Below are 22,146 nucleotides of genomic sequence, written 5' to 3'. Positions count from 1 at the left end.
ACGGGCCCGGTCGCCGTCGCGGCGGCCCTCGGACTGCTGGCGGCGCTCGCCGCGGCGATGTCGGGGCACCGCGCGGCGCGCGTCGCGGGCGGCGTCCTCGGCGGGACGATCGCCGCGCTGCTCGTCGTGCTGAACGGGCGGGTCGGGCCGTGGGAGGGCCTGGCGATGCTCGCGGTCATGTTCACCGGGACGGCCGTGTACCGGGCGGAACACGGGCAGATCCGGCGCCGGACGGCCGCGGCCGCGGCGGCCGTCGTGTGCTCGGCACGCTCGCCGCCGGGATCGTCCACACCGGGCCGGACTCGGGCCGCGACCAGTTGCTCTGGTCGGGGTCGGTGCTGCTCGCGGCGCTGACGTTCGCGGCGGCGTGGCTGCTGCGCGACCGGACGTTCCCGCGCTGGGCGACCGGCCTCGGCACGGTGAGCTACTCGCTGTACCTGCTGCACCCGATCCTGCTGGCGGTCGCCGTCCAGTTCCTCGGGTTCGGCGGCCGCGACGACCTGCCCGGCCTGATCCTGTTCCTCGCCGTCCTGCTCGCCGTCAGCTGGGCGTCCCAGCGATGGATCGAGGCGCCGGCGCAGCGGCTGGGCCGCCGCTTGGCCAAGCGACCGGAGGGGAGCACCGGCGGAGTGGGAGCCGACGGCCAGGCCGCCGTCCTCGCCGGTGGCGTGGCGGGCCGCCCCCCACAATGACGCGCCCCGCCCGTCCGCCGGGGCGCCGCGCTACTTCAACCGGTCGGCGAGGACCGCGGCCTGGCTGTGCGCCACGTCCTTCGTCGCCGTCAGCAGCGTGACGGTGCCGTCCGCGGCCAGGTCGCGGAGTTCCGCGAGGGCGTCCGTGCGTTCCGGGTCGCCCAGCTCGGCGCGGTAGCGCCGCTCGAACTCGGGGAACTTGTCCGGGTCGTGCCCGTACCATTTGCGCAGTTCCGTGGAGGGCGCGACGTCCTTCGCCCACGCGTCGAGCCGCGCCTCGTCCTTCGACACGCCCCGCGGCCACACCCGGTCCACCAGGACCCGCTTGCCGTCCTCTTCGGCGGCCGGTTCGTAGATCCGGCGCACCCGCACCTCACGTCCCATGCCACCTGCTTAACACGGACGCGCGCCGCGCCACCACGCCCGAACGTCAAAGGTTCGGACGGTCACAGGATCGGACGGTACGCGCCCGGGCGGGGCCGTTCGCCGGTGCGGTGGTACTCGGCGGCGGTCCGGCGGGCGAACTCCCCGGCGAGCGCGCGGCCGAGGACCTCGTCGTCCGGGCGGTTCCGTTCGAGGTACTCCAGCGCCTCGGCCAGCTCCGGCGTCGTGAGCTGGCGCAGCGGCTTCACCCCCCACCGCGGACGGCCCGCGTGCGGACGGTCGGCGTGCGGTTGCGCGTCCGGCGGGACGGGCGGCCGGATGGTCATGGGCTGCAGCCTTTCATTTACGGTTCGGCCCGCGCGGCGAGATGTACTCGGGGAAGCGCCGGTCACTAGGGTGAGCGCGTGCATTGGTGGAGCCAGCAGGCGTGCGACGCGGCCGCGGAGGCGCAGGCCGCGGACCCCTCCCCGGCGAACCTCATGGCGGCCGCCCAGGTACAGGCGCTCGTCTCGATGGCCGAGGCGCTGCACCGCATCGCGGCCGTCATCGAAGAACGCGACGGGGCCGAGAACGTGCCGTCCGCGAGCGTCCGCCCGAAGTAGCGGGAGCGGGACGCCGGTGCACCCGGCCGGGCGCACCGGCGTTCGCACGGTGGTTCAAAGGTCGCCGAACGGCTTGCGTTCCGTCCGCCCGCCGGTACCGGAGGCGAACCGGGACGGCTTCGACGGCGCGGGCTTCGGCACCGACTTCGACGGCGGGCGGATCTGCCCGGCGCCGACGGGCTCCATCGCGGGCTCGTCGTCGGGGGCGGGAGCGGGGGCGGGCCGTTCCGGTTCGGCGGCGGCCGGGCGCGGCTGGGCGCGCGGCCGTCGCGCAGCCGCCGGGCGGCCTGGCGCAGGGCCCGCTCGCCGACCAGCCGGGTCAGCTCCAGCCCCCAGCAGTCGAGCTTGTCGCGTCGGTGAGGTCGTCGCGGTCGCTCAGCTCGGCGGCGAGCGCGCCGAGCCGCTGCGCCTCGGCCAGGTCGAACTCGCGCATCAGGTGGCAGCACAGCTCGGCGAGGGCGGCGTGGTCGCGCTCGAACGACAGGCCCGCCAGGTCGTCGCGCGACAGTCGGCTGAGCCCGCGCTTTCGCTCCAGCTCGCCGTCGGCGATGCGCAGGATGCCGCTCAGCACGACGATGGGGCCGGTGCCGGACGCGGTGCTCGTCGCCGGGGAGACCGACACGCGCAGGACGATCGCGGAGCCCAGCCCGGCGACCATCACCTGGACGACGGTGAGCGCGGCCGGGGGCATCGTGGCGGGCAGCGCGAACCGCCACCCGGCCGCCGTGATCGCGATGAGCGCGATCACGGACGCGCTGACGTTGACGAAGACGAACAGCAGCCCGCCGGAGGACAGTACCGCCACGAGGGGCTTGTCGCGGTAGCGCGCGACGAGTTCGGCGATTCCGATGGCCCCGCCGATCAGCGCGGCCAGGAGCATCTCGATGATCATGTGTTTCCGCTCTATGCGCTGCGTGCGGTGAGCCGCCCGAAGGCGGGCTCCGCGGCCTCGCCCCGGCGGGAGGTCAGCGTGGTCGGCCGCTCCCGCCGCCGGCCGTCCAGTTCGGCGGTCTCGACCTCCAGGAAGACCATCAGCCATTCGGCCGGGCCGGACGCCCGGCCGGTGTGGGCGCGCAGGCCCCGTTCCCGTGCGTGGAGAAAGGCGAGCAGCCATCCGGTGGGACCGGAAGCCGCGCCACGGCGAATGCATGAATCCATGGGGAGGACCATTTCGCAGGCCGCCGGTGAAGTCGACTTCCCGCGCGTCAAGTTTTTCGGCCGCGGCCGGGTTCCCCCTGCGCAGACGGGTCATCGCCGCTACTTGGGACACAAGGCGGAAAACACGCCAATCACGCTACGGATCTCCGGGGGGTTGGCCGATTACCCGCGCCGTTTGACTGCGGTCGGCATTTCCTTTACGAAGAATTCCGCTCGCGGGCCGGAGCGGAGATCGTTCTTCACCGGAGCGCGGGCCGCGCTGCGGCGGGCGGGCCGCACCGTCCGGACGTCCCGGCGGTGCGGGAACCGGACGCCGCCGGACGTTCGCCGTGTCGCCGAATGTCGCGGCCGATTCCGTCCGGAACGGGGGCGACCCCGGCGGGCCCGGATGCGGGCCCGCCGGGGTCGCGCGGGAGCGGGAGCGGGAACGGTCGGAGGTCAGCTGCCGGGGCAGGTGTCGCGGTACTCGGAGATGTTGCGGTCGTCGCGCGGCGCCGGGCAGAGGAACCGCTCGTAGCGGGTGTCGTCGTCGACGTACCGCTTCATCCACGCGATCGTGTACTTGGCGATCGTGTCGTTCGGGGTGTTGGCGACCAGGTGTCCCGCACCCTCGACCTCCAGGTACGCCTTCTCCCGCGCGGACCGCAGGCTGTTGTAGAACGGCTCGGAGTGCAGGCCGACGGCGGCGATGAGGTCGTTCTGCGCGCCGATGATCATCGTGGGGGTCCGGACGTCGCCCCAGTCGGTGAACAGGTTCCACGGCATGAGCGGGACGGCGGCCTTCAGCGACGTGCGCTCCTTGACGGCGTGCAGCGTGCCGCCGCCGCCCATCGAGTGGCCCATCACCGCGAGCCGGTTCGGGTCGATGCGGTCCTTGACGGGGCTGTCGCCGCCGGTCAGGAATTCGAGCGCGGCGAGGAGCTGGTCGCCGCGCTGGGCGGGCTGGTCGAGCAGCGTGGTCGTCTCGATCGTCATGACGATGAAGCCGCGCGACGCCAGCCGCTCCCCGTACCAGGAGATGAGGAACTCGGGGGAGACGAACCCGGGCGACACGGCGATCGCGCCGAACGTCCCCTGGCTGCGGTCCTTCGGCGCGTAGATCGTGCCCTTGTTGAAGCCCGGCCCGCTCCACGAGCCGACGCCGATCCGCTCGACCTCGAACGAGCCCTTGTCGGCGACGATGCTCTGGTCGGTCGGCGCCACCGCGCTCGTAGAGGTTCGCGGCCTGGTGCGGTGCCGCCTGCGGGGCGAGCGGCGCGGCCGCGGCGGCGCGCCGCCGGCTCACGGCGCCGCGGCGAGCACCGCGGCGGGGAGCATGCTGAGCGCACGCGTCAGACGCTTGTTCATCGGGGCGTACCCTTCGCTGGACGAACCCGCGACGGGGGATTCGCGGGTGCCAGAATTGTGGGACGCCCGATCGCACGAAACTTCTCACTTCCGGACATCTTTCGCGCGCGACGCTTTGCGCCGACGAACAAAATGGGGCGCACGCGCCGGACGTGTCCGCCGGGCGCGGGCTCCGGACGCGGGCGCCCCATCGTGCGCGTCCGTCAGCTTCCGGGGCAGGTGTCGCGGTACTCGACGAGCGCCGGGTCGTCCGCCGGTGCCGGGCAGAGGAACCGCTCGTAGCGGGTGTCGTCGTCCACGTACCGCTTCATCCACGCGATCGTGTACTTGGCGATGGTGTCGTTCGGGGTGTTGAACGACATGTGCCCGGTGTTCCCGATCTCCGCGTACGCCTTCTCCGGCGCGGCCGTCAGCCCCTCGTAGAACGGTTCCGAGTGCAGGGCGTTCGCGGCGATGAAGTCGTTCTGCGCGCCGAGGATCATCGTGGGCGTCCGGACGTCGCCCCAGTCTGAGTTCAGGTTCCACGGGGCCAGCGGCACGGCGGCCCGCAGGCCGGTGCGCTCGCTCGCGGCCTCCAGCGTCCCGCCGCCGCCCATCGAGTGGCCCATCACCGCGAGCCGTCCGGGGTCGACGCGGTCCCGGACGGGGCTGTCGGCGCCGACGAGGTAGTCGAGCGCGGCGAGGAGCTGGTCGCCGCGCGCGGCGGGCTGGTCGAACAGGGTGTTCGTCTCGATCGTCATGACGACGAAGCCGCGCGACGCGAGGCGCGGCCCGTACCAGGAGATCCAGCCCTCGGGGGAGACGAACCCGGGCGACACGGCGATCGCGCCGAACGTCCCCTGGCCCGTGTCGGTCGGCGCGTAGATCGTGCCCTGGTTGAAGCCCGCGCCGCTCCCGGCGGGCACGTCGATCGTCTCGAACTCGAACGCGCCCTCGGCGGCGACGATGCTCCGGTCGGTCGGCGCCGGGCCGCGCTCGTACGGGTTCGCGGCGGCGGAGGCGGCCGGGGCCAGGGCGACGCCCGCGGCGAGGACCGCGGCGGGCAGCACGCTCAGCACGCTCAGCACGCGCATGGGACGCTTGTTCATCGGGGGGCGACCCTTCGGTGGGGGGACTCGGGGGTAGGAGAATTGTGGGACGCCCCGACGTCGGCGTTCTCCGTGTCGCGGTGCGGGTTCCGCTCCCCGACCCCTGCGGCGGCTGACAAAAACCACCGGAAACGGGACGGAGGGGCCACTCCCCCCGAAGTGACCCCTCTCCCCCCGTTCCGCCGCGCCGGCCTGGTGCTCTCTGGGGCTCGCCGCTCCCCCCGAAGCGGCTCGCACCGGCGCGCGGCGGATGACTCGAAAGTAGCGAGCCCGTCCAGGAAAGTTCGACGGTTCGGCCCCTCGCGTCGACGAGCGGTTAACCCTGTGCGACGAATGGACTACATGCTGCGTTCATTCCGTGTTCGCAACGTCGTGACGAACCCCAGCGAAGCACGACATGCCGGACGGCTCGGCCTCGCCGGACGGCTCAGCCTCGCCAGACGGGCAGCGTCACCACCGACGGACGGGACGCGTCGCGGAACACCTCGAAGGCCGTGCGGCGCATCGCCACCGCCCGTCCGATCGGCTCGCCGGTGCCCGGATTGCGGGCGAACCGGGGAAACGCCCCGCCCGCCAGGACGAGCCGGAGCCGGTGCCCGCGCCGGAACCGGTAGCCGGTCGGATGCATCTCCACCTCGGCGCGGACGGTCCCCGGCTCGGCGATCCGCACGATGCCGTCCGTGACGTTCCGCGAGACGCCGTCCGCGTCGACATCGCAGAGCCGCACGAACAGGTCGCCGTGGCCGGTGCTCGTCCGGACGTGCACGGTCGCCGACACCGGGCCGATCAGATCGAGGTCGCGCTCCAGCGGCGGACCCGTGAGGACCGCGACATCGTCCCGCCGCTCCATCACCCGGTTGTCGCGCTGCCGTCCTTTACCCGGAGCCAGGAGCGGCCCGCCGACGTTCGGCGTGGGATCGAGCGGATCGTAAACGAACGTGACCGGATCGTCCGCGCCCCACTCCGACAGGTACAGCGGAGCGGGTTCCGTCTCCGGGGGCGGCCACCGGTCGAAGTCGAGCCAGCGCCCGGCCCCCTGCAAGTACAGGCGGACGGGCGCGCGCCGCAGCTCCGCCGCGTCCCCGTGCAGGTGCGCGCCGAGCCACGACACCTGATCCGCCAGGACGGCCCGCAGCGCCCGCACGTCGTGCCCCCACGGGCCGATCGTGATGCGCGGGCCGCGCCCGGCGGCGTCCAGCGCGGCGAAGTCGCGGAGCTGCCCGCGCAGGAACAGGTCCCACCAGCCCGTCACCATGCTGGCGGGCGCGGTCGTCGCGGCGACGGCCGGACTGTGGTCCGTCGCATCCCAGAACCCGTCGCCGGGCTCGGTGTGCGCGGCGACGTCGCGCAGGAACCGCTCCGGCCGCCCGATCGCCGACAGGTCCGCCTCCCCGACCGGCAGGTGCCGCATCGCCCGCCGGACGCGCCGCGCGTGCAGCGGCGCGAACGGTTCGTCGCGCGTTCCCATCGAGGCCGACCACACCAGCGTGTTGAACAGGGCCAGCGCGCCGCCCGGATAGAACGAGCTCACGAACTCCGAGGCCGTGACGCCGAGGCCGAGCGCCGCCAGCGGCGGGTCCGCGTACGGCGCGACCGCCCACTCCGCGAACCCGAGGTAGCTCGCCCCCGCCATCGCCACCCGGCCGTCGCACCACGGCCGCGAACGCAGCCACGCCACCGTCGCGAGCCCGTCGTCGCGTTCGTGGTGGAACGCATGGAACTCGCCGCCCGAACCGCCGATGCCGCGCACGTCCTGCACGACCACCTGGAACCCGCGCCGCGCCAGCACCCGGGTGAACAGCCGCACGACGCGCTGCGCCCGTCCGTACGGGGTGCGGATCAGCACGACCGGCAGCGGCCCCGCCCCGCGCGGCCGATGCAGGTCGGCCCGCAGCACGACCCCGTCCGGCATCGCCACCGGCAACCCGCGGGCCGTCTCGACCGCCGGAGTCGTCTCCCCGGGAAGCCCTAGCAACCGATCCACGGTGTTGTCAGCGATGCGCATTTGCTGCCTCACCCAAGCCAGAGTGGACCGGAACCACTGCGATCGCGAGCGAAGCCGGATGCGAGCGAAGCGAGAATCGGATCGCGCAGCGAGCCCCCCGGGCGAGTCGGAGCGATGCAGCGATCGCGCGCTGCGCCCGTGGAAGGAAGGCCCCCTGGGGCCTGACGCCGAGGGCACCGCAGGCAAACACAGTCGCGACCGTATACCAATCGGCACGTGGCGGCCGTCAGGGCGCTATTCGGGGATGTCCGCCATGTACGGAGGGGCGGGCTCGTACTGCATGTAGGCCCGCACCGCGCGCGCGTGGTCGCGCCCATGGATCCGTCCCACGAGCCAGAGAGCCATGTCGATCCCGGCGGACACCCCCTGGCTCGTGACGAGGTTCCCGTCGACGACCCACCGCGCGTCCCGGACGACCGTGACATCTCCGCGCCGCTCCAGTTCGTCCTCGGACGACCGGTGCGTGGCGACGCGCCGTCCCCGCGCCGGGCCCGCCGCGTGCAGCAGCACCGACCCCGTGCAGACGCTCGTCACCCAGCCGGCCCGCTCGGCGGTCTTCGCGATCCAGCCGGTGACGGACGTGTTGTGCGGCTGCGTCACCCGCGCCCCTCGACCGCCGGGGACCAGCAGGACGTCGAGGTCCGGGTGGTCGCCGAAGGTCCGGTCGGGCACGACCCGCATCCCCTTCGCGCACCGGACGGGCGCGGCCTTTTCGGCGATCAGCATCGTCTCGTCGCCCGCGTCGCGCAGCATCGCCGACACCGCGAACACCTCCCACGGCCCCGCGAAGTCCAGCTCCTCGGCGTCCTCGAACACCAGCAGCCCGTACGTCGTCATGCGTGCCTTACCTTCTCTCTGGATCTGAACCGGTCATTCGTAAGATCGGTGGGCCCGGGGGCTCTGGGCATGGCCGTCACGGTTCCGCCGCCCCCTGCCCGAGGGACTTCGGTTCCCTCGTCCCTCTGAATCGGTTCCTGTAGTCGGCCGGTGCGACGCCGAGCCGCCGGTGGAACACCCGCCGGAGCGTCTCGCCCGTCCCGAACCCGAGCCGCCGCGCCAGCGTCTCGACCGGCTCGTCGCCCTCCGCGAGCGCCCGGCGGGCCGCCTCCACCCGCACCCGCTCGACGTACGCGCCGGGCGGGACGCCCAGTTCGGCGGTGAACCGGCGCTGGAGGTGCCGAGGGCTCAACCCGGCGCGCTCCGCCAGGTCGCCGATCCCGTGCCGGGCCCCCGGGTCGGCCTGGACCGCCGCGACCGCCGCGCGAACGGGATCGCTCTCCGGCTGCCGCGACCACAACGGGACGCTGAACTGCGACTGGCTCCCCGGCCGCCGCAGGAACATCACCAACTCGCGCGCCGCTGCGTGCGCCACGTCGCGTCCGCGATCGTCCTCCAGCAGGGCCAAAGCCAGGTCGATCCCGGCCGTGACCCCGGCGGACGTCCACAGGCCCCCGTCCCGGACGAAGATCGGGTCGCAGTCGACCGTCGCCTCCGGATGCTCGCTGCGGAGCCGCGCCTCGCGCGCCCAGTGCGTCGTGACGCGGCGCCCGTCCAGGAGCCCGGCGGCGCCCAGCAGGAACACGCCGCTGCACACCGACGCGACCCGGCGCGCGTGCCGCGCCGCGTCCGCGACCAGCCGACGAGCGCGGCGTCCGCGCGGGCCGCGTCCACGCCCCGGCCGCCCGCGACCACGAGGGTGTCGACGCCGTCCGGCGGCAGGTCGGCGACGCCGTGCGCGGCGTGCGGGGCAGCCCGCCGCTCGACCGGACGGGCCCCGCCGCGGGCCCGACGACCCGCAGGTCGTAACCGCCCGCGTGGCCGAACACCTCGTGGGGGCCGGTCAGGTCGAGCACCTGGAAGTCCTCGTAGATCACGAACGCGACGCGCATGGCTCCAGACTCCGGTCGGCCGGCCGATGGCGTCAACGACACGTAGCCCACGGATCGCGCCAACGGCTCCCATAAAGCGGCCCACATATTTTCTGGAATTCGCGGTTGACACCGCGCACGCCTGGTGGATAACTTCTGACCATGCTGCTTTGATGCTTCTCCGGTTGAGCCGCCCGCGACGCGACGTCGCGGCCCCGCTCCCGAATCCCACCGGCGTCCCGGACGCACCCGCTCCACTGCTCGCACGCACGCGACCAGTGCCGTCGGCATGCCTTCCCGGCCCGCGCCGCCTGCTCACCCTTTTTCGCGGCCATTCTTTTCGGCCGAATTCGAGCCTGCCCGGAGGTGGTTCATTCATGCGTGCCATTAACCAGGAGAACATCCCCTTCCCGAACGCCAAGAAGAAGAACAAGCGCAAGGGGCCCGACGTGAAGTCGGCGGCGTTCGCGAACAACAACCGGCGGAACGCTCGGCAGCTCCCGACCCGGCAGCTCAACCGGGGCCGCTGACCGCCGCGCCGCCGGGGCCCGCGCACGAGCCGCGGGCCCCGGCGGCGCGCGTCCCGTGCCATCGGGACGTCCACCGGCCCGTCCGACACGATCACCTACCCTGAGTAGTGGATGATCACTGTCGGCGACGTCCGGGGGATCGGCTGTGGAGAGGCGAGAGCGGTTCGACCAGGTGCGCCGCCGCATGTTCCTCTCGGTGCGCGGCCGCGCGACGGTGGTCACCGTGGTGGTCTCCGCGATGATCCTCGCCCTGGTGTTCGTCCTGCTGCTCCTTCTCGCGCGCGACGCCCTGCAGAACCAGACGGAGGACACCGCGCGGCGAACCGCCGAACGGGCCGCCTTCGACCTGCTCGGCGGCATGCCCGCCGACGCCGCGCTCGATCCCCGGCCCGGCGAGGCGCCACTGATCGAGGTCGTCGGGGCGGACGGCCGAATCATCGCCGCCAACCCCCGCGCCGCAGACCGGCCGCCGCTCGGGACCCGTGCCGTCGCGCACGGCGAGCTGCTCGTCCAGGGCCGGCACTGCGGTCCGGCGGGGGCGCGTTGCGTGCGGTACTTCGGCCTGCGGCTGACCCGCACGGCGCTGGGCCGCGACGTCACGGTGATCGCCGCCGAACCGGTTCCCCTGCTCGGCAGGATCTGGCCGCTGCCCCTCTTCCTCGCACTGATCCTGCTGGGGTTCCTCGGCCTGATCGGCTGGTGGACGTGGCGCACGATCGGACAGGCGTTCGTCCCGGTCGACCGGATCCGTGCCGGAATGGCCGAGTTCAGCATCCGCGGGCTCGCCCACCGCGTGCCCGTCCCGGAGACCGGCGGCGAGATCCAGTACCTCGCCGAGACCGTGAACGCCACGCTGGAGCGGCTCGACGAGGCGATGAGCCGCGAGCGCCGGTTCATCTCCGACGCGTCGCACGACCTGCGCAACCCCATCGCGGGCCTGCGGACCCGGCTGGAGTTCGCCCTCGACGAGGACGATCCGGACGAGTGCCGCACGACGCTCCGCGCCTGCCTCCGCGACACCGAACGACTCAACGACATCGTCGTCGACCTGCTCGAACTGTCCCGGCTGGACTCCCGCGCGCCCGTCCCGCTCGAACTCCTCGACCTCGCCGATCTCGCCCGCCGCGAGGTGGAGCGCCGCTCGTCCGGCCCCCGCGCGGCCACGCGTCTCCAACCCGGCGTCGTCGTCGAGGCGAACCCGGTCCGGCTCACCCGCGTCGTCGGCAACCTGCTCGGCAACGCCGAACGGCACGCGGCGTCCCGCATCGAGGTGACGGTCGCGCGGGACGGCGACGAGGCCGTCCTGCGGGTCGCCGACGACGGTGCGGGCGTCCCGGACGACTCCCGCGAGCGCGTCTTCGAACGCTTCGCCCGCCTCGCCGACTCCCGCCGCCGCGACCCCCAGGGCACCGGCCTCGGGCTGCCGATCGCCCGCGAGATCGCCGAGATCTACGGCGGCACCCTCCGCATCATCGACCCGCCGGCCGACGGCCCGGGCGGCGCCAACTTCGAGATGCGCCTCCCGATCGCCGACGCACCGTCCCCGACGGCCGCCGGTTCCGTCCTGTGAAACCACCGACCCGGCGAGCGCGCGGACGCGGCCGATCTCGCCGACCGTCCGCCGCCGTCACATCGACGAAAGGGCGACGGCCATCATCGTGGCCGATAGGCCGAGGCCGCAGAAAAGCGCGAGCGTCGCCATGACGAGGGCGGGGCCCGCGCGGAACAGGGTGCGGATTACCAGATAAATCGCCGCGGTGACCAGAAAGACGAATGGAGCGAGGTAGAGGACGAACAGCGAGGACGCGCCCGTCAGGACGGCCGCCACGGCCGTGACCAGCGCCGCGACCGGGCCTTTGAAGTCGCGCCGCGTGAGCAGGTAGGTGATGATACCGGCGAACGCGGCGGATCCGGCGGGGATCCCGACAAGGATGAGCAGGTCGGCAGACAAGGGGGCGCTCCTGTTTTCGGGAAGTTCGGCCAGATGCTTTATCGGCTTTCCGTCGCTCGAAAGCGGAAAGCTTGTCGATCAACCGATACGACGCCCCATCGCAACAAAAGGTTCGAGCCGTTTCGCACCGGCCGCGATGGCCGACGACGCGAGGAGCGCGATCTCGACTTCGCCCTGCCCGCCCGGCGGCAGCGGCACGCCCTGAAAACGCCGGACGTGCCGCACCACCGGACGAACGCCTTCACGAGCAGCCACGAAAGGTACGGGGTGCGGCCCCGGCGCCCCCTTCCCGAGGTCTTGCACTCACGAACTCCCCATGGCACCCACCGCAACCCCTACCCCAGCCGTGCAGGATCCGGGCCACTGCGATTGCGTGCGAAGCCAGGTTCGAGCGAAGCGAGAACCTGATCGCGCAGCGAGCCCCCCGGGCGAGTCGGAGCGATGCAGCAATCGCACGCGCCGCCCGTTGAAGGAAGGCCCCCCGGGCCTGACGCCGAGGGCATCGCAAGAAACTACGCGCCGCGGATGACGTTGATGACGCTGGTGAGGCCGTCGGCGCCGTGGCCCGCGTTGACGGCGCGCCAGAGCAGGTCGCGGAGGGCGCGCGGGCCGAGGGTGTCGATTCCGGCGGCTTCGGCGGTCTCGACCATGTGGTCGGCGCCGACGGCCTGCATGAGCAGGGTGTTGTCGCCGCCCGGGTAGGTGCCCGCGCCGATCTCGTCGGTGATGATCCGCAGGAAGCCCATCGGGCCGTCGATGCCGAGCGAGGTGACGGTCTCGGTCGCGAACGGGCGGAACTGCTCGGCGGAGACGCCCGCCGACTCCAGCATCGCGATCGAATGCATGTAGGCGGTGAGCGTGGACCAGAACAGGTAGAGCTGCGCCTGGTAGTACAGGTTCGACAGGCCGTGGTCTGCACCGACGTAGGTGGTGTCGCCCAGTTCGCGCAGGGTTTCCCTATGCCGGTCCAGGAGTTCTTCGGGGCCGCTGTAGAAGATGTACGCGCTCGGCTGCCCGATCCCTGGCGGGGGCACCATGACGCCTCCTGTGAGGAGTTCGGCGCCGTTGCCCGATGCCCACTCGCCTGCACGGCGCAGTTCGTCCGGGCTGCCGGAGCTGAGGTTCACCAGGACTCGGCCCTTCATCTGGGCGCCGTCCAGTGAGCTGTACATCGCCTTGTAGTCGGTCTGGCTGATGACCACGAGTTCGGACGCGGCGAGCGCCTCGTCCGGGGTCGCGGCAAGGGTCGCTCCCTGCTCGACCAAGGGGGCGGCCTTGGACGCGGTTCGGTTCCACACGGTGGTCGGGTGGCCGTTCTTCAGGAACGTCGCCGCCATGGCCTTGCCCATCGGGCCGAGGCCGACGACCGTCACCGGAGCTTTCATGTTTCCTCCCTTGATGTCAGGGCTCCACGGTCGCCGGGGCCGCTTCGGAAACCCTTCGGGTCCGTCCGAAGCGGCGGATACGGTGACAAAATGCACTTCGGGGTGTTGGGGCCGCTCGCCGTGCGGACGGACGACGGGACGGCCGTGCGGGTCCCGGAGACGAAGGTCCGTGCCGTCCTCGCGGCGCTGCTGGCCGAGCCCGGCCGGACGGTCCCGGCCGATCGGCTGATCGACGCGCTGTGGGGCGACCGGCCGCCGCGCCGGCCGGCCGGGACGCTGCAGGCGCGGGTGTCGCAGCTCCGCAAGGTGCTGGACGACGCCGAACCGGGCGCGCGGGGGCTCATCGTGACCCGTCCGTCCGGTTATGCCCTGGCGGCCGCGCCGGACGCGGTCGACGCGGGACGGTTCGCGGCGCTGCTCGTCCGGGCGCGCGACACCGCCGACGCGCTCGCCCGGTCGCGGCTGCTCGGGGACGCGCTGGCGCTGTGGCGCGGTCCCGCGTTCGCCGACTTCGCCGACGCCCCGGGTTCCTCCTGCCCGCGATCGTGGACCTTGAGGAGCGGCGGCTCGCGGCGCTGGAGGAGCACGCGGAGACGCGGCTGGAGCTGGGCGAGCACGCGGCGCTGGCGGCGGAGCTGGCGGGTCCGGTGGCGCGGGATCCGCTGCGGGAGCGGCTGCGGGCGGCGCACCTGCGCGCCCTGCACCGGGCCGGGCGGCGCGGCGAGGCCCTCACCGGCTACCACGACCTGCGGGAGCGGCTCGCCGAGGAGCTGGGCGTCGATCCGAGCCCGCGGTTGTCGGAGTTGTACCAGGAGATCCTGGAGGATCGCCCCGCCGAGCCGGTCCGCCCGCGCCCGGTCGTCCGGCTGCCGGTGCCGCCGGACGAGCTGATCGGACGGGACGCGGCGGTGGAGCGCACGCGCGCGCTCCTGCACGAGCACCGCCTGGTGACGCTGACCGGCTCCGGCGGGGTCGGGAAGACGCGGCTGGCGCTGGAGACGGCCGGACGGGCGGCGGCCGACCACCCGGACGGCGTGTGGCTGGTCGAGCTGGCGCCGGTGCGGCCGCGCACGGCGGCGGACGCCGCCGAGCTGGTCGCGCGCACGCTGGGCCTGCGGGACGAACCGGCCGATCCGGGCGCGGGGATCGTGGACCGGCTCGCCGACGCGCTGCGCGAGGCGCCGCGTGCTGCTCGTCCTCGACAACTGCGAGCACGTCGCCGAACCGGCGGCCGAGCTGGCCGGGCGGCTGCTGGCCGGGGCGCCGGGGCTGCGGATCCTGGCGACCTCGCGCGAGCCGCTCGGCGTGCCGGGCGAGACGCTGCGGATCGTCCCGCCGCTGGATCTGCCGGGCGGCCGCACCGATCCGGGCGACCTGCGGCGGTACGGGGCCGTCCGGCTGTTCGTGGCGCGGGCGTCGGCGGCGGCGCCAGGGTTCGCGCTGGACGCGGCGACGGCGCCGTGGGTCGCGGCGATCTGCCGACGCCTCGACGGCGTGCCGCTGGCGCTCGAACTCGCGGCGACGCGCGTCCGGGCGCTCGGGGTGCGGGAGCTGGCGGCGGCGCTGGACGACCGGTTCCGGGTGCTGGCGGGCGCGCGGCGCGGCCCGGAGCGGCTGCTGACGCTGCGCGCGACGATCGACTGGAGTTGGGGGCTGCTCGCCGACGACGAGCGGACGGCGCTGCGGCGGCTCGCGGTGCACGCGGGCGGCTGCACGGCGGACGCGGCGGCGGAGGTGTCCGGAGCGGACCTCGGGGTGCTCGCCCGGCTGGTGGACCGTTCCCTCGTCGTGCGGCGCGCGGACGGCCGGTACCGGCTGCTGGAGTCGATCTCCGCGTACGGGCTGGAGCGGCTGCGGGAGGCGGGCGAGGAGCCCGAGCTGCGGCTGCGGCACGCCCGTCACCTGGTGGAGCTCGCCGAACGGGCGGCGGACGGGCTGCGCGGCCCCGAGCAGGCGCGGTGGCTCGGCCGGATCGACGCGGAGGCCGCCGGGGTGCGGGCGGCCCTGGAGCACGCCCCGCCGGACCTCGCGCTCCGGCTCGTCAACGCGCTGGCCTGGCACTGGTTCCTGCGGGGGCGTTTCGGCGAGGCCCGGTGCGCGTTCACGGACGTGCTGAACGCCGCGCCGGACGGCCCGGGGCGGCTGGAGGCGGAGACGTGGCTCGCGGCGATGACGATGGCGTCCGGCGAGAGCACCGACACCGACGAACTCCGCCGCGCCGCCCTGGAGCGGTACAAGGGCACCGACGAGTTCGCCAGGGCGAAGGCGCTGTGGCTGCTGAGCCGCGTGCACTGGGCCTACGGCGACGTGGCGTTGAGCCATGCACGCGTGGACGAGGCCCTGGCCGTCTTCCGCGCGCGCGCCGACCGCTGGTACACGGCCGCCGCGCTCGCCACGCGTGCCCTGCTCGCCGTCGGCCGCGGCGACGTGGCGTCCCTGCGCGCGGACGCCGCCGAGAGCCTGGAGGTCTTCGCCGCGCTCGGCGACCCGTGGGGCCGCCTCGAAGCCACCGACGCGCTCGCCCAGCACGCCGAGATCACCGGCGACTACCCGGCGGCGACGCGGCTGCTGCGGGCCGGGCTGCGCCTCGCCGAGGACCTCGGGATGTGGCCGGAGGCGTCGTTCCGGCTCGCCGGGCTGGGCCGGATCGCGCTCCTCACCGGCGCCCTCGGCGAGGCCCACGACCTGCACGAACGCGCGCTGTGCACGGCGACGCGGCACGCGGCGAAGTCCGCCGAGGAGTACGCCGAGGTCGGGCTCGGCCTGGTCGCGCGGGCGCGCGGCGAGCCGGCCGCCGCCGAGGCGCACCTGCGCGCCCCGCTCGGCTGGCTGCGCGACATCGGCGGGACGACCGGGATCGCGTTCGTGCTCGCGCAGCTCGGCTTCATCGCCGAGGAGCGCGGCGACGCGGACGCCGCGCTCGCCCTGCACACCGAGGGGCTGGCGGCCGCCCGCGCGACCGGTCACCCGCGCGCGGTCGCGCTCGCGCTGGAGGGCCTCGCCGGGGCGCGCTCCCTCGCGGGCCTGCACGCGGAAGCCGTCCGGCTGCTGCGCGAGGCGACCGGGCTGCGGGCGTCGTCGGGGGCGCCGCTGCCGCCCGCCGAGCGGCGCGAAGTCGACCGGGTTTCCGGGAGGATCATGGACGCTCTCGGCGTTTCATCCCTTGACGGACATATCCCTGAAAGGACGTCGAGATGACCACCGAGGACCTGGGGTTCGGCTGGCGCGGCGACGCGCTCGACCTGCCCGCCTACCTGAAGCGCGTCGGCCTCGACGCCGATCTCCCGCCGACGGAGGAGACGCTGCGCGCCCTGCACCGCGCGCACGTCACGTCCATCCCGTTCGAGAACCTGGAGATCATGCTGGGCCGCCCGGTCGAGGTCGGGCTGGAGTCCGTGCAGGCCAAGCTGGTCGACCGGCCGCGCGGCGGCTACTGCTTCGAGCACAGCGCCCTGTTCGCGGCGGCGCTGGAACGGCTCGGTTTCCAGGTCTCCGGGCTGGTCGGCCGCGTGATGATGGGCGCGGAGAAGCTCCGGCCGACCACGCACGGCTTGGTGCACGTCCGCCTCCCCGGCCAGGACCCGGACGAACCGGGCTGGCTCGCCGACGTGGGGTTCGGCTCCGGCCCGCTGGAGCCGCTGCGCTTCGTCGACGGCCCACCCGACGAGCAGGACGAGCAGGACGGCTGGGGCTACCGCCTCCGGCGCGGCGACACGCACGCGTGGGAGATGCACCAGCGCGGCCCGGACGGCTGGCTCCGGCGGCACATGTTCGACGAGGCCGAGGCGTACCGCGTCGACTTCGAGGCCCTCAACTTCTACGTGTACGCGAACCCGCGCTCGCCGTTCACGGCGCGCCCGTTCGTCCAGCGGTTCCTGCCCGAGTCGCACCGCGTGCTGGACGGGACGACCGTCACCGTCACCCGTCCGGACGGCTCGGTCGAGACCCGCGCGCACGCGCCCGCCGACCTCCCGGACGTCCTGGCCTCGGACTTCGCGATCACGCTGGAGGGCGACGACCCCGGACGGCTCGTCGCGTGGCTCGAAGCGCGCGCGTGACCCGGGTGGTTCCGGGGGTGGCGCCCGCTATCCCGGACATGTAATATCCAGAATATGCGGATGAGCGAGGGAGTCGAGTGGGCGGCGCACTGCTGCCTGCTGCTCTCCTGGATCGGCGAGGACGGCCCGGTGCCCGCGACGCGGCTCGCGGCCGGGTTCGACCTCCCCGCGCCGTACCTGAACAAGCAGCTCCAGGCCCTCGTCAGGGCGGGCATCGCCACCTCGACGCCGGGTCCGCGCGGCGGGTTCCGGCTCGCGCGCCCCCTGGAGCAGATCACGATGATGGACATCGTCACCGCGATCGAGGGCCCGGAACCTGCGTTCCAGTGCACCGAGATCCGGCAGCGGGGCATGTTCGCGGGCTCCCCGGAGTCCAACTTCCGCGCACCCTGCGCCATCAGCACCGCCATGCGCAAGGGCGAAATGGCCTGGCGCAGAACCCTGGCGAAGCAGACGCTCGCCGACGTGAACGCAGCGGCCACGGGCGGCCTTCCGGACCTCCCGGAACAGATCCGCGCCTGGTACGCCCGCACCTGACCCCCGACCGGCAACCGACCGACACCCACCGATACCCGACCCCTCCCACCATCCGGTCAAAAACTGGACATTTCCCATCTTGGAAAGGAAAATGCCATGGAACCGCGCATGAGCAACCTGCCCGCCGTCGCCGCCGGAGGCTTCAAGGCGCTGCTGAGCCTGGAAGGCTTCGTCGGGAAGAGCTCCGTGCCGAGCAGCACCCTCGAACTCGTCCGGCTCCGCGTCAGCCAGATCAACGGCTGCGGCTTCTGCGTCGACATGCACTGCCGCGAGGCCAAGAAGGCGGGCGAGACCGACGAGCGCCTCTGGGGCGTCGCCGCCTGGCGCGAGTCGCCGCACTTCACCGAGGAGGAGCGCGCCGCGCTCGCCCTCGCCGAGGCCGCCACCCGCATCGCCGACAACCCGGCGGGCGTCCCGGACGACGTGTGGGACCAGGCCGCCGACCTCTACGACGAGGAGAGCCTCGGCGCCCTCCTGATGGCCATCGCCGCGATCAACTCCTGGAACCGGCTCAACGTCACCGTCCGCCAGGTCGCCGGCGCCCCCATCGGCTGACCGGGACGGGACCGGTCACCTGACGGATGCCCGGCCGCGGCGCCCTCCCTAGCGTCGTCGGTACCGGAAGGAGAACCGATGACCATCGAGAAGACCGTGACCGACTGGATCGCCGCCACCGCGCGGCCCGTCCGCGCCGACACCGCGGACGGGCCGCTCACCGACCTCGAACCGCTCCGCGACGCGGCCCGCGGCACCGCCGTCACCGCCCTGGCGACCGCCACGCGCGGGGCGCACGAACTGTTCGTCCTGCAGCACCGGATCCTGCGGTTCCTGGTCGAGGAGCAGGGGTACCGCACCCTCGCCCTGGAGGAGGACTGGACGACCGGCCTCCGGCTCGACGCCTACGCCCGCACGGGCCGGGACGACCCCGCCGCGGCACTGCGCGACGCGTGGCCACCGTGGCGGACGGCCGAGATGCTGGACGCGCTGCGGTGGATCCGCGCGTTCAACGAGCGGCACCCCGGCGATCCCGTCCGGATCATCGGGCTCGACTTCGGCGCGACCCGCGCCACCGGCTACGACACGGTCGTCGAGCACGTCCGGCGCGCCGCCCCCGGCCGCCCGCCGACCTCTCCGGCCTCCTCGCCCCGCTGCGGCCCGCCGGCCCGATCGACGAGCACGTCGCGCACTACCGGGCGCTCCCGGACAAACGGCCGCTGATCGAGCGGGCCGAGCGCGCGCTCGCGCTCGTCCGGTCCCTGCCGGTCGACCCGCTCGTCGTCGGGCACGCGGAGGCGATCGCCGACTTCCACCGCCTCCACGCCCCGCCCGTCCTCGACATCGCGTTCGTCGAGGAGCGGCTCGCCGACCACCTGCTGCGGTGGCACGAGCACACCGGTTCCAAGGTCGTCTACTGGGGCGGCACCGCGCACGCGTCCGCCGACGAGCGGGACGCGGACGGGTCCGGTGCGCGGCCGAACACCGGCGCCCGGCTGCGGCGCCGGCTCGGCGCCCGCTTCCTCCCGATCGGGCTGACCTTCGACCACGGCGCCGTCCACGGCGGTGTGCGCGTCCCCCCGCCCGCCGCCTCGTTCGGCGACGCGGTCCTCGGCACCGCCGGCCCGCCGCACTACCTCCTCGACCTGCGCGGGGCCCGGACCCGGACGGACGCGGTCGGCGCGTGGCTGGGCACGCCCGCGCCCGTCCGGGTGATCGGCCCCGGCTACCGAACCGAGGACGACGCCCGCCACCGCCTGGCGGACGCCTCGCCCGGCACGCTGTTCAACGTCCTCGTCCACTCCCAGGAGGTGACGCCCGCGCGCCCCCTGCCCTAGCCCAGTTCCAGCCGGGCCAGTTCGCCGCGCGACGCCACGCCGAGCTTCGGGTACGCCTTGTAGAGGTGGTAGCCGACGGTCCGGGGGCTGAGGAAGAGCTGCGCGCCGATCTCCCGGTTGCTCAGCCCCGTCGCCGCCATCCGGACGACCTGCAGTTCCTGCGGCGTGAGCAGCGCCGCCAGGTCGTCCGGTGCGCCGCCGTCGGCGAGACTCTCCCCGGCCGCCCGCAGCTCGCCGCGCGTCCGCTCCGCCCAGGGCACGGCGCCCAGCCGCTCGAACCCCTCCAGCGCCGAGCGCAGCACCGCCCGCGCGTCGTTCCGCCGCCGCGCCCGGCGCAGCCACTCCCCGTACAGCAGTTCGGTCCGCGCGCGGCCGAACGGTGTCCCGCCTTCGCGGTGCAGTTCCAGCGCGCGCGTGTACGTTTCGTCTGCCTTCTCGTCCGGTCCGACGAGGGCTTCGCAGCGCAGCGCCTCTGCCTCGATCCACGGTTGACGCACCTGCGCCGCCCACTCGGAGAACCACGCGGCCGCGTCCCGTCCGTCCTCCGGGCGCCCGGACCGCACCGCCGCCTCCACCAGGTCCGGCAGGCTGCCGATCGAGCCCTGCCGGTTCGGGCCCGCGAGCACGTCCGCGAGCCGCCGCAGCGCCTCCTCGTGCCGGCCGAGCCCCAGGTCGAGCAGGCTGCGCGCCGCCGCCGCGTGCACGTTGCTCGGCGGGACGCCGCGGCCCTGCGCCTCCGCGGTCAGCTCCGCGCAGCGCTCCTCGTCGCCCTCGATCGCCGCGAGTTCCGCCAGCACCGTGTCCAGGTAGACGCGGATGCGGTGCCGTCCGGTGTCCGCCGCGATCCGCAGGCCCTCCGCCGCGGCCGTCCGCGCGTCCCGGTGGTGCCCGAGCAGCAGCAGCGTCCGCGACCGCAGCATCAGGACGGCCGGCAGCAGCCCGATCGCGCCCTCGTCGCGGAACCGCCGCTCCAGCCCCGCCATGTGCTCGTCCGCACCCGCGAGGTCCCCCAGCATCAGGAACCACAGGCCCGCGCGCACCCGGTCGCGCGGGCCGAAGCAGAAGGACATCCCGCCGAGCAGCTCCCGCAGCGCCGCGACGCCGTCCGCGCTCCCGGCCTCGCCGAACGGGTTCTGCCCGGAGAACACGCGGGCCAGCGCCGCCAGACTGGGGCCGTTCGGCAGGTCCGCGCCGCGCGCCGCGATGGCGTCCACGGCCGCGAAGTCGCCCGCATCGCCGCCGCGGACGGCGCCTGGAAGAACAGGTATCCGGCCGTCCTCGGGTCGCCGCGACGGACGCCGCGGTGTCCGCGAACAGCCGGTACGCCTCCTTCGTCCGGTCCTCCTCGTCGGCGAGCGACGCCCGGATCAGCGTCAGCTCCGCCCGCGCCTCCGGCCGCGGGAGGTCCGCCGCCGCGCCGCCGCCAGCCCGAGCCGCGACGTCGTCTCCCGCAGGCCCCGCACCTCCTCGGTGCACGCCGGGCATTCGTCGAGGTGACGCTCGAACCGCTTGCGCTCGGCCTCGCCCAACGCGTCCAGCGCGTAGGCGCCCGCGAGGTCGTGGGGATCGTGGGTCATCACCGGACTCCCATGCAGTCGCGCAGGCGGATGAGGCCGTCGCGCATTCGCGTCTTGATCGCCGCCAGGCCGACGCCCAGCAGCTCGGCGACCTCCCGGTAGCTGTAGCCGCCGTAGTACGCGAGCGTGATCGACTCCCGCTGGACGTCGGTCAGCCCGGCCAGGCACCGGCGCACCTGCTGGTGCTCCAGCCGGATCTCGGCCTGCTCGCTGACCTGGTCGTAGTCGGGTTCGGGCGCGGCGGCGCGCTCCTCGCGCTCCTTGCCCGCCTGCACCGTGCGGACCCGGTCGACCGCCCGGCGGTGCGCCAGCGTCATCGCCCACGACGTCGCGCTGCCCCGCGACCGCTCGTACCGCGACGCCGTCCGCCACAACTCCACCAGCACCTCCTGCGCGACCTCCTCCGCCTGCGCGGCGTCCCGCAGGATCCGCAGCACCAGCCCGTACACCGGACCGGACAACTGCGCGTACACCTCCTCGAACGCCTCCTGATCACCGCGCGCGACGCTGCCGAGCAGCCCCGCGAGGTCGGTCGGGTCCCCGGTGTCGTCCGCCGGATCGGGTACCCCGCGCGGACCCGGACGTTTCCTGCGTGGCCGCTCGCTCATCGTCACACCGGTCATTCGGAGCCGTCGGGCCCGTGGACGGGTCGCATCGGGCGGTTCTGCGCCCCCGCCCGAATCTTTCCCAGGATCCCACCCATCCGCTCCCCGCACCGCTCCGAACACCCGGTGTGAAAGGCAGACCGGCACACGACAGGACCGGACGGCCCGCCGCCGCGGCCGCGGGCGTCCTCGCGACGCCGCGGCGATGGGCGTCGCCGAGCTCGCCGCGGGCGTGCTGGGCCGCCCCACCGCCGCCCCGATCATCGCGGTGGGTTCCGGATTCGTCGACCTCACCCCCGTATGGCTGAAGGACTGGGCGATCCGCACCTTCGGGACGAACGACAAGCTCGTCCTGCTCGGCGGAGTCGGCATCGGCGTCGTCCTCGCCGCGCTCGCCGTCGGCCTCCTGGCCCGGCGGCGCCTGCGGTGGGGCCTGGCGGGTCTCGCGGCGTTCGGCGCCGTCGGCGTTCTCGCCGCGGTGACCCGCCCGTCCGGCGGCGCCCTCGACGCCCTCCCGACCCTCGCAG

The 22,146-nt window shown here is 74.0% G+C and carries 26 protein-coding genes and 4 pseudogenes; 14 read left to right on the top strand and 16 right to left on the bottom strand.

The genetic code is table 11. The features are described from left to right. Both BJF79_RS55165 and BJF79_RS07020 read left to right on the top strand, forming a co-directional pair. Nucleotides 1-354: pseudogene (locus tag BJF79_RS55165) on the top strand (hypothetical protein); the annotation flags it as partial. Next, nucleotides 258-692 carry an acyltransferase family protein gene (locus tag BJF79_RS07020; RefSeq protein WP_158079105.1) on the top strand — a complete coding sequence of 145 codons (435 nt, stop codon included), beginning with the start codon at nucleotides 258-260 and terminating at the stop codon, nucleotides 690-692. The pseudogene BJF79_RS55165 and the gene BJF79_RS07020, both read left to right, overlap by 97 nt. Nucleotides 693-722: 30 nt before the next feature. Here BJF79_RS07020 and BJF79_RS07015 read toward each other — a convergent pair whose 3' ends face one another. Together BJF79_RS07015 and BJF79_RS07010 are read right to left on the bottom strand one after the other, a co-directional pair. After that, nucleotides 723-1,076: a DUF488 domain-containing protein gene (locus BJF79_RS07015; RefSeq protein WP_075895581.1), complete on the bottom strand. Its 354-nt coding sequence runs from the start codon at nucleotides 1,074-1,076 to the stop codon at nucleotides 723-725. 62 nt (nucleotides 1,077-1,138) lie between these two features. After that, complete coding sequence (locus BJF79_RS07010; RefSeq protein WP_075895579.1) at nucleotides 1,139-1,402, bottom strand: hypothetical protein; 264 nt, start codon at nucleotides 1,400-1,402, stop codon at nucleotides 1,139-1,141. Between the two features lie 78 nt (nucleotides 1,403-1,480). Between BJF79_RS07010 and BJF79_RS07005 the strand changes: the two genes are divergently transcribed. Beyond that, nucleotides 1,481-1,678 (top strand): hypothetical protein, encoded by a 198-nt coding sequence (locus BJF79_RS07005; protein ID WP_075895577.1) that lies wholly within the window; start codon nucleotides 1,481-1,483, stop codon nucleotides 1,676-1,678. Between the two features lie 54 nt (nucleotides 1,679-1,732). On the opposite strand, the gene BJF79_RS58755 is transcribed toward BJF79_RS07005, so the two are convergent. The 8 genes from BJF79_RS58755 to BJF79_RS06975 form a co-directional block, all read right to left on the bottom strand. Then, complete coding sequence (locus BJF79_RS58755) at nucleotides 1,733-1,864, bottom strand: hypothetical protein (RefSeq protein ID WP_262401645.1); 132 nt, start codon at nucleotides 1,862-1,864, stop codon at nucleotides 1,733-1,735. A gap of 133 nt (nucleotides 1,865-1,997) precedes the next feature. Beyond that, nucleotides 1,998-2,570 carry a hypothetical protein gene (locus BJF79_RS07000; RefSeq protein ID WP_075895575.1) on the bottom strand — a complete coding sequence of 191 codons (573 nt, stop codon included), beginning with the start codon at nucleotides 2,568-2,570 and terminating at the stop codon, nucleotides 1,998-2,000. 11 nt (nucleotides 2,571-2,581) lie between these two features. Next, complete coding sequence (locus BJF79_RS52885) at nucleotides 2,582-2,836, bottom strand: hypothetical protein (protein ID WP_143219752.1); 255 nt, start codon at nucleotides 2,834-2,836, stop codon at nucleotides 2,582-2,584. Nucleotides 2,837-3,274: 438 nt separating this feature from the next. Then, nucleotides 3,275-4,039 (bottom strand): alpha/beta hydrolase family protein, encoded by a 765-nt coding sequence (locus BJF79_RS06995; RefSeq protein ID WP_262401644.1) that lies wholly within the window; start codon nucleotides 4,037-4,039, stop codon nucleotides 3,275-3,277. Between the two features lie 347 nt (nucleotides 4,040-4,386). After that, nucleotides 4,387-5,271, bottom strand: coding sequence for a dienelactone hydrolase family protein (locus BJF79_RS06990; protein ID WP_075895573.1), 885 nt, complete (start codon nucleotides 5,269-5,271; stop codon nucleotides 4,387-4,389). A gap of 427 nt (nucleotides 5,272-5,698) precedes the next feature. Further along, nucleotides 5,699-7,276 carry a CocE/NonD family hydrolase gene (locus BJF79_RS06985; protein ID WP_262401643.1) on the bottom strand — a complete coding sequence of 526 codons (1,578 nt, stop codon included), beginning with the start codon at nucleotides 7,274-7,276 and terminating at the stop codon, nucleotides 5,699-5,701. A 234-nt stretch (nucleotides 7,277-7,510) separates the two neighbouring features. Then, nucleotides 7,511-8,113 (bottom strand): DJ-1/PfpI family protein, encoded by a 603-nt coding sequence (locus BJF79_RS06980; protein ID WP_075895571.1) that lies wholly within the window; start codon nucleotides 8,111-8,113, stop codon nucleotides 7,511-7,513. A 76-nt stretch (nucleotides 8,114-8,189) separates the two neighbouring features. Then, entirely contained in the window at nucleotides 8,190-8,870 is a 681-nt protein-coding gene (locus tag BJF79_RS06975; RefSeq protein WP_262401642.1) for a GlxA family transcriptional regulator, read from the bottom strand. 651 nt (nucleotides 8,871-9,521) lie between these two features. Between BJF79_RS06975 and BJF79_RS55160 the strand changes: the two genes are divergently transcribed. Then, nucleotides 9,522-9,674: a hypothetical protein gene (locus BJF79_RS55160; protein ID WP_158079104.1), complete on the top strand. Its 153-nt coding sequence runs from the start codon at nucleotides 9,522-9,524 to the stop codon at nucleotides 9,672-9,674. 145 nt (nucleotides 9,675-9,819) lie between these two features. Continuing rightward, entirely contained in the window at nucleotides 9,820-11,244 is a 1,425-nt protein-coding gene (locus tag BJF79_RS06970) for a sensor histidine kinase (protein WP_262401641.1), read from the top strand. A 57-nt stretch (nucleotides 11,245-11,301) separates the two neighbouring features. On the opposite strand, the gene BJF79_RS06965 is transcribed toward BJF79_RS06970, so the two are convergent. From BJF79_RS06965 to BJF79_RS06960, 3 genes are all read right to left on the bottom strand, one after another. Further along, on the bottom strand, nucleotides 11,302-11,625 hold the full coding sequence (locus tag BJF79_RS06965) for a hypothetical protein (protein WP_075895569.1): 324 nt from the start codon (nucleotides 11,623-11,625) through the stop codon (nucleotides 11,302-11,304). A 78-nt stretch (nucleotides 11,626-11,703) separates the two neighbouring features. Continuing rightward, nucleotides 11,704-11,853 (bottom strand): hypothetical protein, encoded by a 150-nt coding sequence (locus tag BJF79_RS55155; protein WP_262401640.1) that lies wholly within the window; start codon nucleotides 11,851-11,853, stop codon nucleotides 11,704-11,706. A 284-nt stretch (nucleotides 11,854-12,137) separates the two neighbouring features. Further along, nucleotides 12,138-13,010: an NAD(P)-dependent oxidoreductase gene (locus BJF79_RS06960; RefSeq protein WP_075895567.1), complete on the bottom strand. Its 873-nt coding sequence runs from the start codon at nucleotides 13,008-13,010 to the stop codon at nucleotides 12,138-12,140. A 90-nt stretch (nucleotides 13,011-13,100) separates the two neighbouring features. On the opposite strand from BJF79_RS06960, the pseudogene BJF79_RS66585 reads away from it, so the two are divergent. The 8 genes and pseudogenes from BJF79_RS66585 to BJF79_RS06930 form a co-directional block, all read left to right on the top strand. Further along, nucleotides 13,101-13,370: pseudogene (locus tag BJF79_RS66585) on the top strand (winged helix-turn-helix domain-containing protein); the annotation flags it as partial. A gap of 125 nt (nucleotides 13,371-13,495) precedes the next feature. Further along, nucleotides 13,496-13,771 (top strand): annotated as a pseudogene (locus BJF79_RS66580) (BTAD domain-containing putative transcriptional regulator); the annotation flags it as partial. Nucleotides 13,772-14,195: 424 nt separating this feature from the next. Beyond that, nucleotides 14,196-16,208: an ATP-binding protein gene (locus BJF79_RS58745; RefSeq protein WP_262401638.1), complete on the top strand. Its 2,013-nt coding sequence runs from the start codon at nucleotides 14,196-14,198 to the stop codon at nucleotides 16,206-16,208. Then, nucleotides 16,205-17,068 carry an arylamine N-acetyltransferase family protein gene (locus tag BJF79_RS06950; protein ID WP_075895565.1) on the top strand — a complete coding sequence of 288 codons (864 nt, stop codon included), beginning with the start codon at nucleotides 16,205-16,207 and terminating at the stop codon, nucleotides 17,066-17,068. Before BJF79_RS58745 ends, BJF79_RS06950 begins: the two co-directional genes overlap by 4 nt. A gap of 60 nt (nucleotides 17,069-17,128) precedes the next feature. Next, nucleotides 17,129-17,605, top strand: coding sequence for an RrF2 family transcriptional regulator (locus BJF79_RS06945; RefSeq protein WP_187356966.1), 477 nt, complete (start codon nucleotides 17,129-17,131; stop codon nucleotides 17,603-17,605). 96 nt (nucleotides 17,606-17,701) lie between these two features. Next, nucleotides 17,702-18,160: a carboxymuconolactone decarboxylase family protein gene (locus BJF79_RS06940; protein ID WP_075895561.1), complete on the top strand. Its 459-nt coding sequence runs from the start codon at nucleotides 17,702-17,704 to the stop codon at nucleotides 18,158-18,160. 78 nt (nucleotides 18,161-18,238) lie between these two features. Beyond that, nucleotides 18,239-18,823 carry an erythromycin esterase family protein gene (locus BJF79_RS58740; protein WP_075895559.1) on the top strand — a complete coding sequence of 195 codons (585 nt, stop codon included), beginning with the start codon at nucleotides 18,239-18,241 and terminating at the stop codon, nucleotides 18,821-18,823. Continuing rightward, nucleotides 18,754-19,437 carry an erythromycin esterase family protein gene (locus tag BJF79_RS06930; RefSeq protein ID WP_262401646.1) on the top strand — a complete coding sequence of 228 codons (684 nt, stop codon included), beginning with the start codon at nucleotides 18,754-18,756 and terminating at the stop codon, nucleotides 19,435-19,437. The genes BJF79_RS58740 and BJF79_RS06930 overlap by 70 nt, the downstream gene beginning before the upstream one ends. Here BJF79_RS06930 and BJF79_RS06925 read toward each other — a convergent pair. The 3 genes from BJF79_RS06925 to sigK all read right to left on the bottom strand — a co-directional run bounded on the left by BJF79_RS06925 (nucleotide 19,434) and on the right by sigK (nucleotide 21,622). Continuing rightward, the gene (locus BJF79_RS06925) at nucleotides 19,434-20,651 is read right to left on the bottom strand and encodes a response regulator transcription factor (protein WP_075895555.1); all 1,218 of its coding nucleotides are present in this window, start codon (nucleotides 20,649-20,651) and stop codon (nucleotides 19,434-19,436) included. The genes BJF79_RS06930 and BJF79_RS06925 overlap by 4 nt on opposite strands. A 159-nt stretch (nucleotides 20,652-20,810) precedes the next feature. Then, entirely contained in the window at nucleotides 20,811-21,014 is a 204-nt protein-coding gene (locus BJF79_RS06920; RefSeq protein ID WP_143219751.1) for a zf-HC2 domain-containing protein, read from the bottom strand. Further along, on the bottom strand, nucleotides 21,014-21,622 hold the full coding sequence (sigK, locus tag BJF79_RS06915; RefSeq protein WP_075895585.1) for an ECF RNA polymerase sigma factor SigK: 609 nt from the start codon (nucleotides 21,620-21,622) through the stop codon (nucleotides 21,014-21,016). Before sigK ends, BJF79_RS06920 begins: the two co-directional genes overlap by 1 nt. Nucleotides 21,623-21,824: 202 nt before the next feature. Between sigK and BJF79_RS06910 the strand changes: the two are divergent. Then, a pseudogene (locus tag BJF79_RS06910) lies at nucleotides 21,825-22,146 on the top strand (molybdopterin-binding oxidoreductase); the annotation flags it as partial.

Source organism: Actinomadura sp. CNU-125, assembly GCF_001942465.1.
In the GTDB taxonomy this organism is placed as follows: domain Bacteria; phylum Actinomycetota; class Actinomycetes; order Streptosporangiales; family Streptosporangiaceae; genus Spirillospora.
The sequence above is the reverse complement of the archived record's forward strand: the minus strand, read 5'-3'. Positions and strand labels throughout refer to the sequence as shown.

Coding starts and splice junctions, on each gene's coding strand:
- BJF79_RS06985 (WP_262401643.1), bottom strand. CDS start 7,276: ATGCGCATCGCTGACAACACCGTGGATCGGTTGCTAGGGCTTCCCGGG.
- BJF79_RS06940 (WP_075895561.1), top strand. CDS start 17,702: ATGGAACCGCGCATGAGCAACCTGCCCGCCGTCGCCGCCGGAGGCTTC.
- BJF79_RS55160 (WP_158079104.1), top strand. CDS start 9,522: ATGCGTGCCATTAACCAGGAGAACATCCCCTTCCCGAACGCCAAGAAG.
- sigK (WP_075895585.1), bottom strand. CDS start 21,622: ATGAGCGAGCGGCCACGCAGGAAACGTCCGGGTCCGCGCGGGGTACCC.
- BJF79_RS06920 (WP_143219751.1), bottom strand. CDS start 21,014: ATGACCCACGATCCCCACGACCTCGCGGGCGCCTACGCGCTGGACGCG.
- BJF79_RS07015 (WP_075895581.1), bottom strand. CDS start 1,076: ATGGGACGTGAGGTGCGGGTGCGCCGGATCTACGAACCGGCCGCCGAA.
- BJF79_RS52885 (WP_143219752.1), bottom strand. CDS start 2,836: ATGGATTCATGCATTCGCCGTGGCGCGGCTTCCGGTCCCACCGGATGG.
- BJF79_RS58755 (WP_262401645.1), bottom strand. CDS start 1,864: ATGGAGCCCGTCGGCGCCGGGCAGATCCGCCCGCCGTCGAAGTCGGTG.
- BJF79_RS07000 (WP_075895575.1), bottom strand. CDS start 2,570: ATGATCATCGAGATGCTCCTGGCCGCGCTGATCGGCGGGGCCATCGGA.
- BJF79_RS07010 (WP_075895579.1), bottom strand. CDS start 1,402: ATGACCATCCGGCCGCCCGTCCCGCCGGACGCGCAACCGCACGCCGAC.
- BJF79_RS06950 (WP_075895565.1), top strand. CDS start 16,205: ATGACCACCGAGGACCTGGGGTTCGGCTGGCGCGGCGACGCGCTCGAC.
- BJF79_RS06990 (WP_075895573.1), bottom strand. CDS start 5,271: ATGAACAAGCGTCCCATGCGCGTGCTGAGCGTGCTGAGCGTGCTGCCC.
- BJF79_RS06960 (WP_075895567.1), bottom strand. CDS start 13,010: ATGAAAGCTCCGGTGACGGTCGTCGGCCTCGGCCCGATGGGCAAGGCC.
- BJF79_RS06945 (WP_187356966.1), top strand. CDS start 17,129: ATGAGCGAGGGAGTCGAGTGGGCGGCGCACTGCTGCCTGCTGCTCTCC.
- BJF79_RS58740 (WP_075895559.1), top strand. CDS start 18,239: ATGACCATCGAGAAGACCGTGACCGACTGGATCGCCGCCACCGCGCGG.
- BJF79_RS06980 (WP_075895571.1), bottom strand. CDS start 8,113: ATGACGACGTACGGGCTGCTGGTGTTCGAGGACGCCGAGGAGCTGGAC.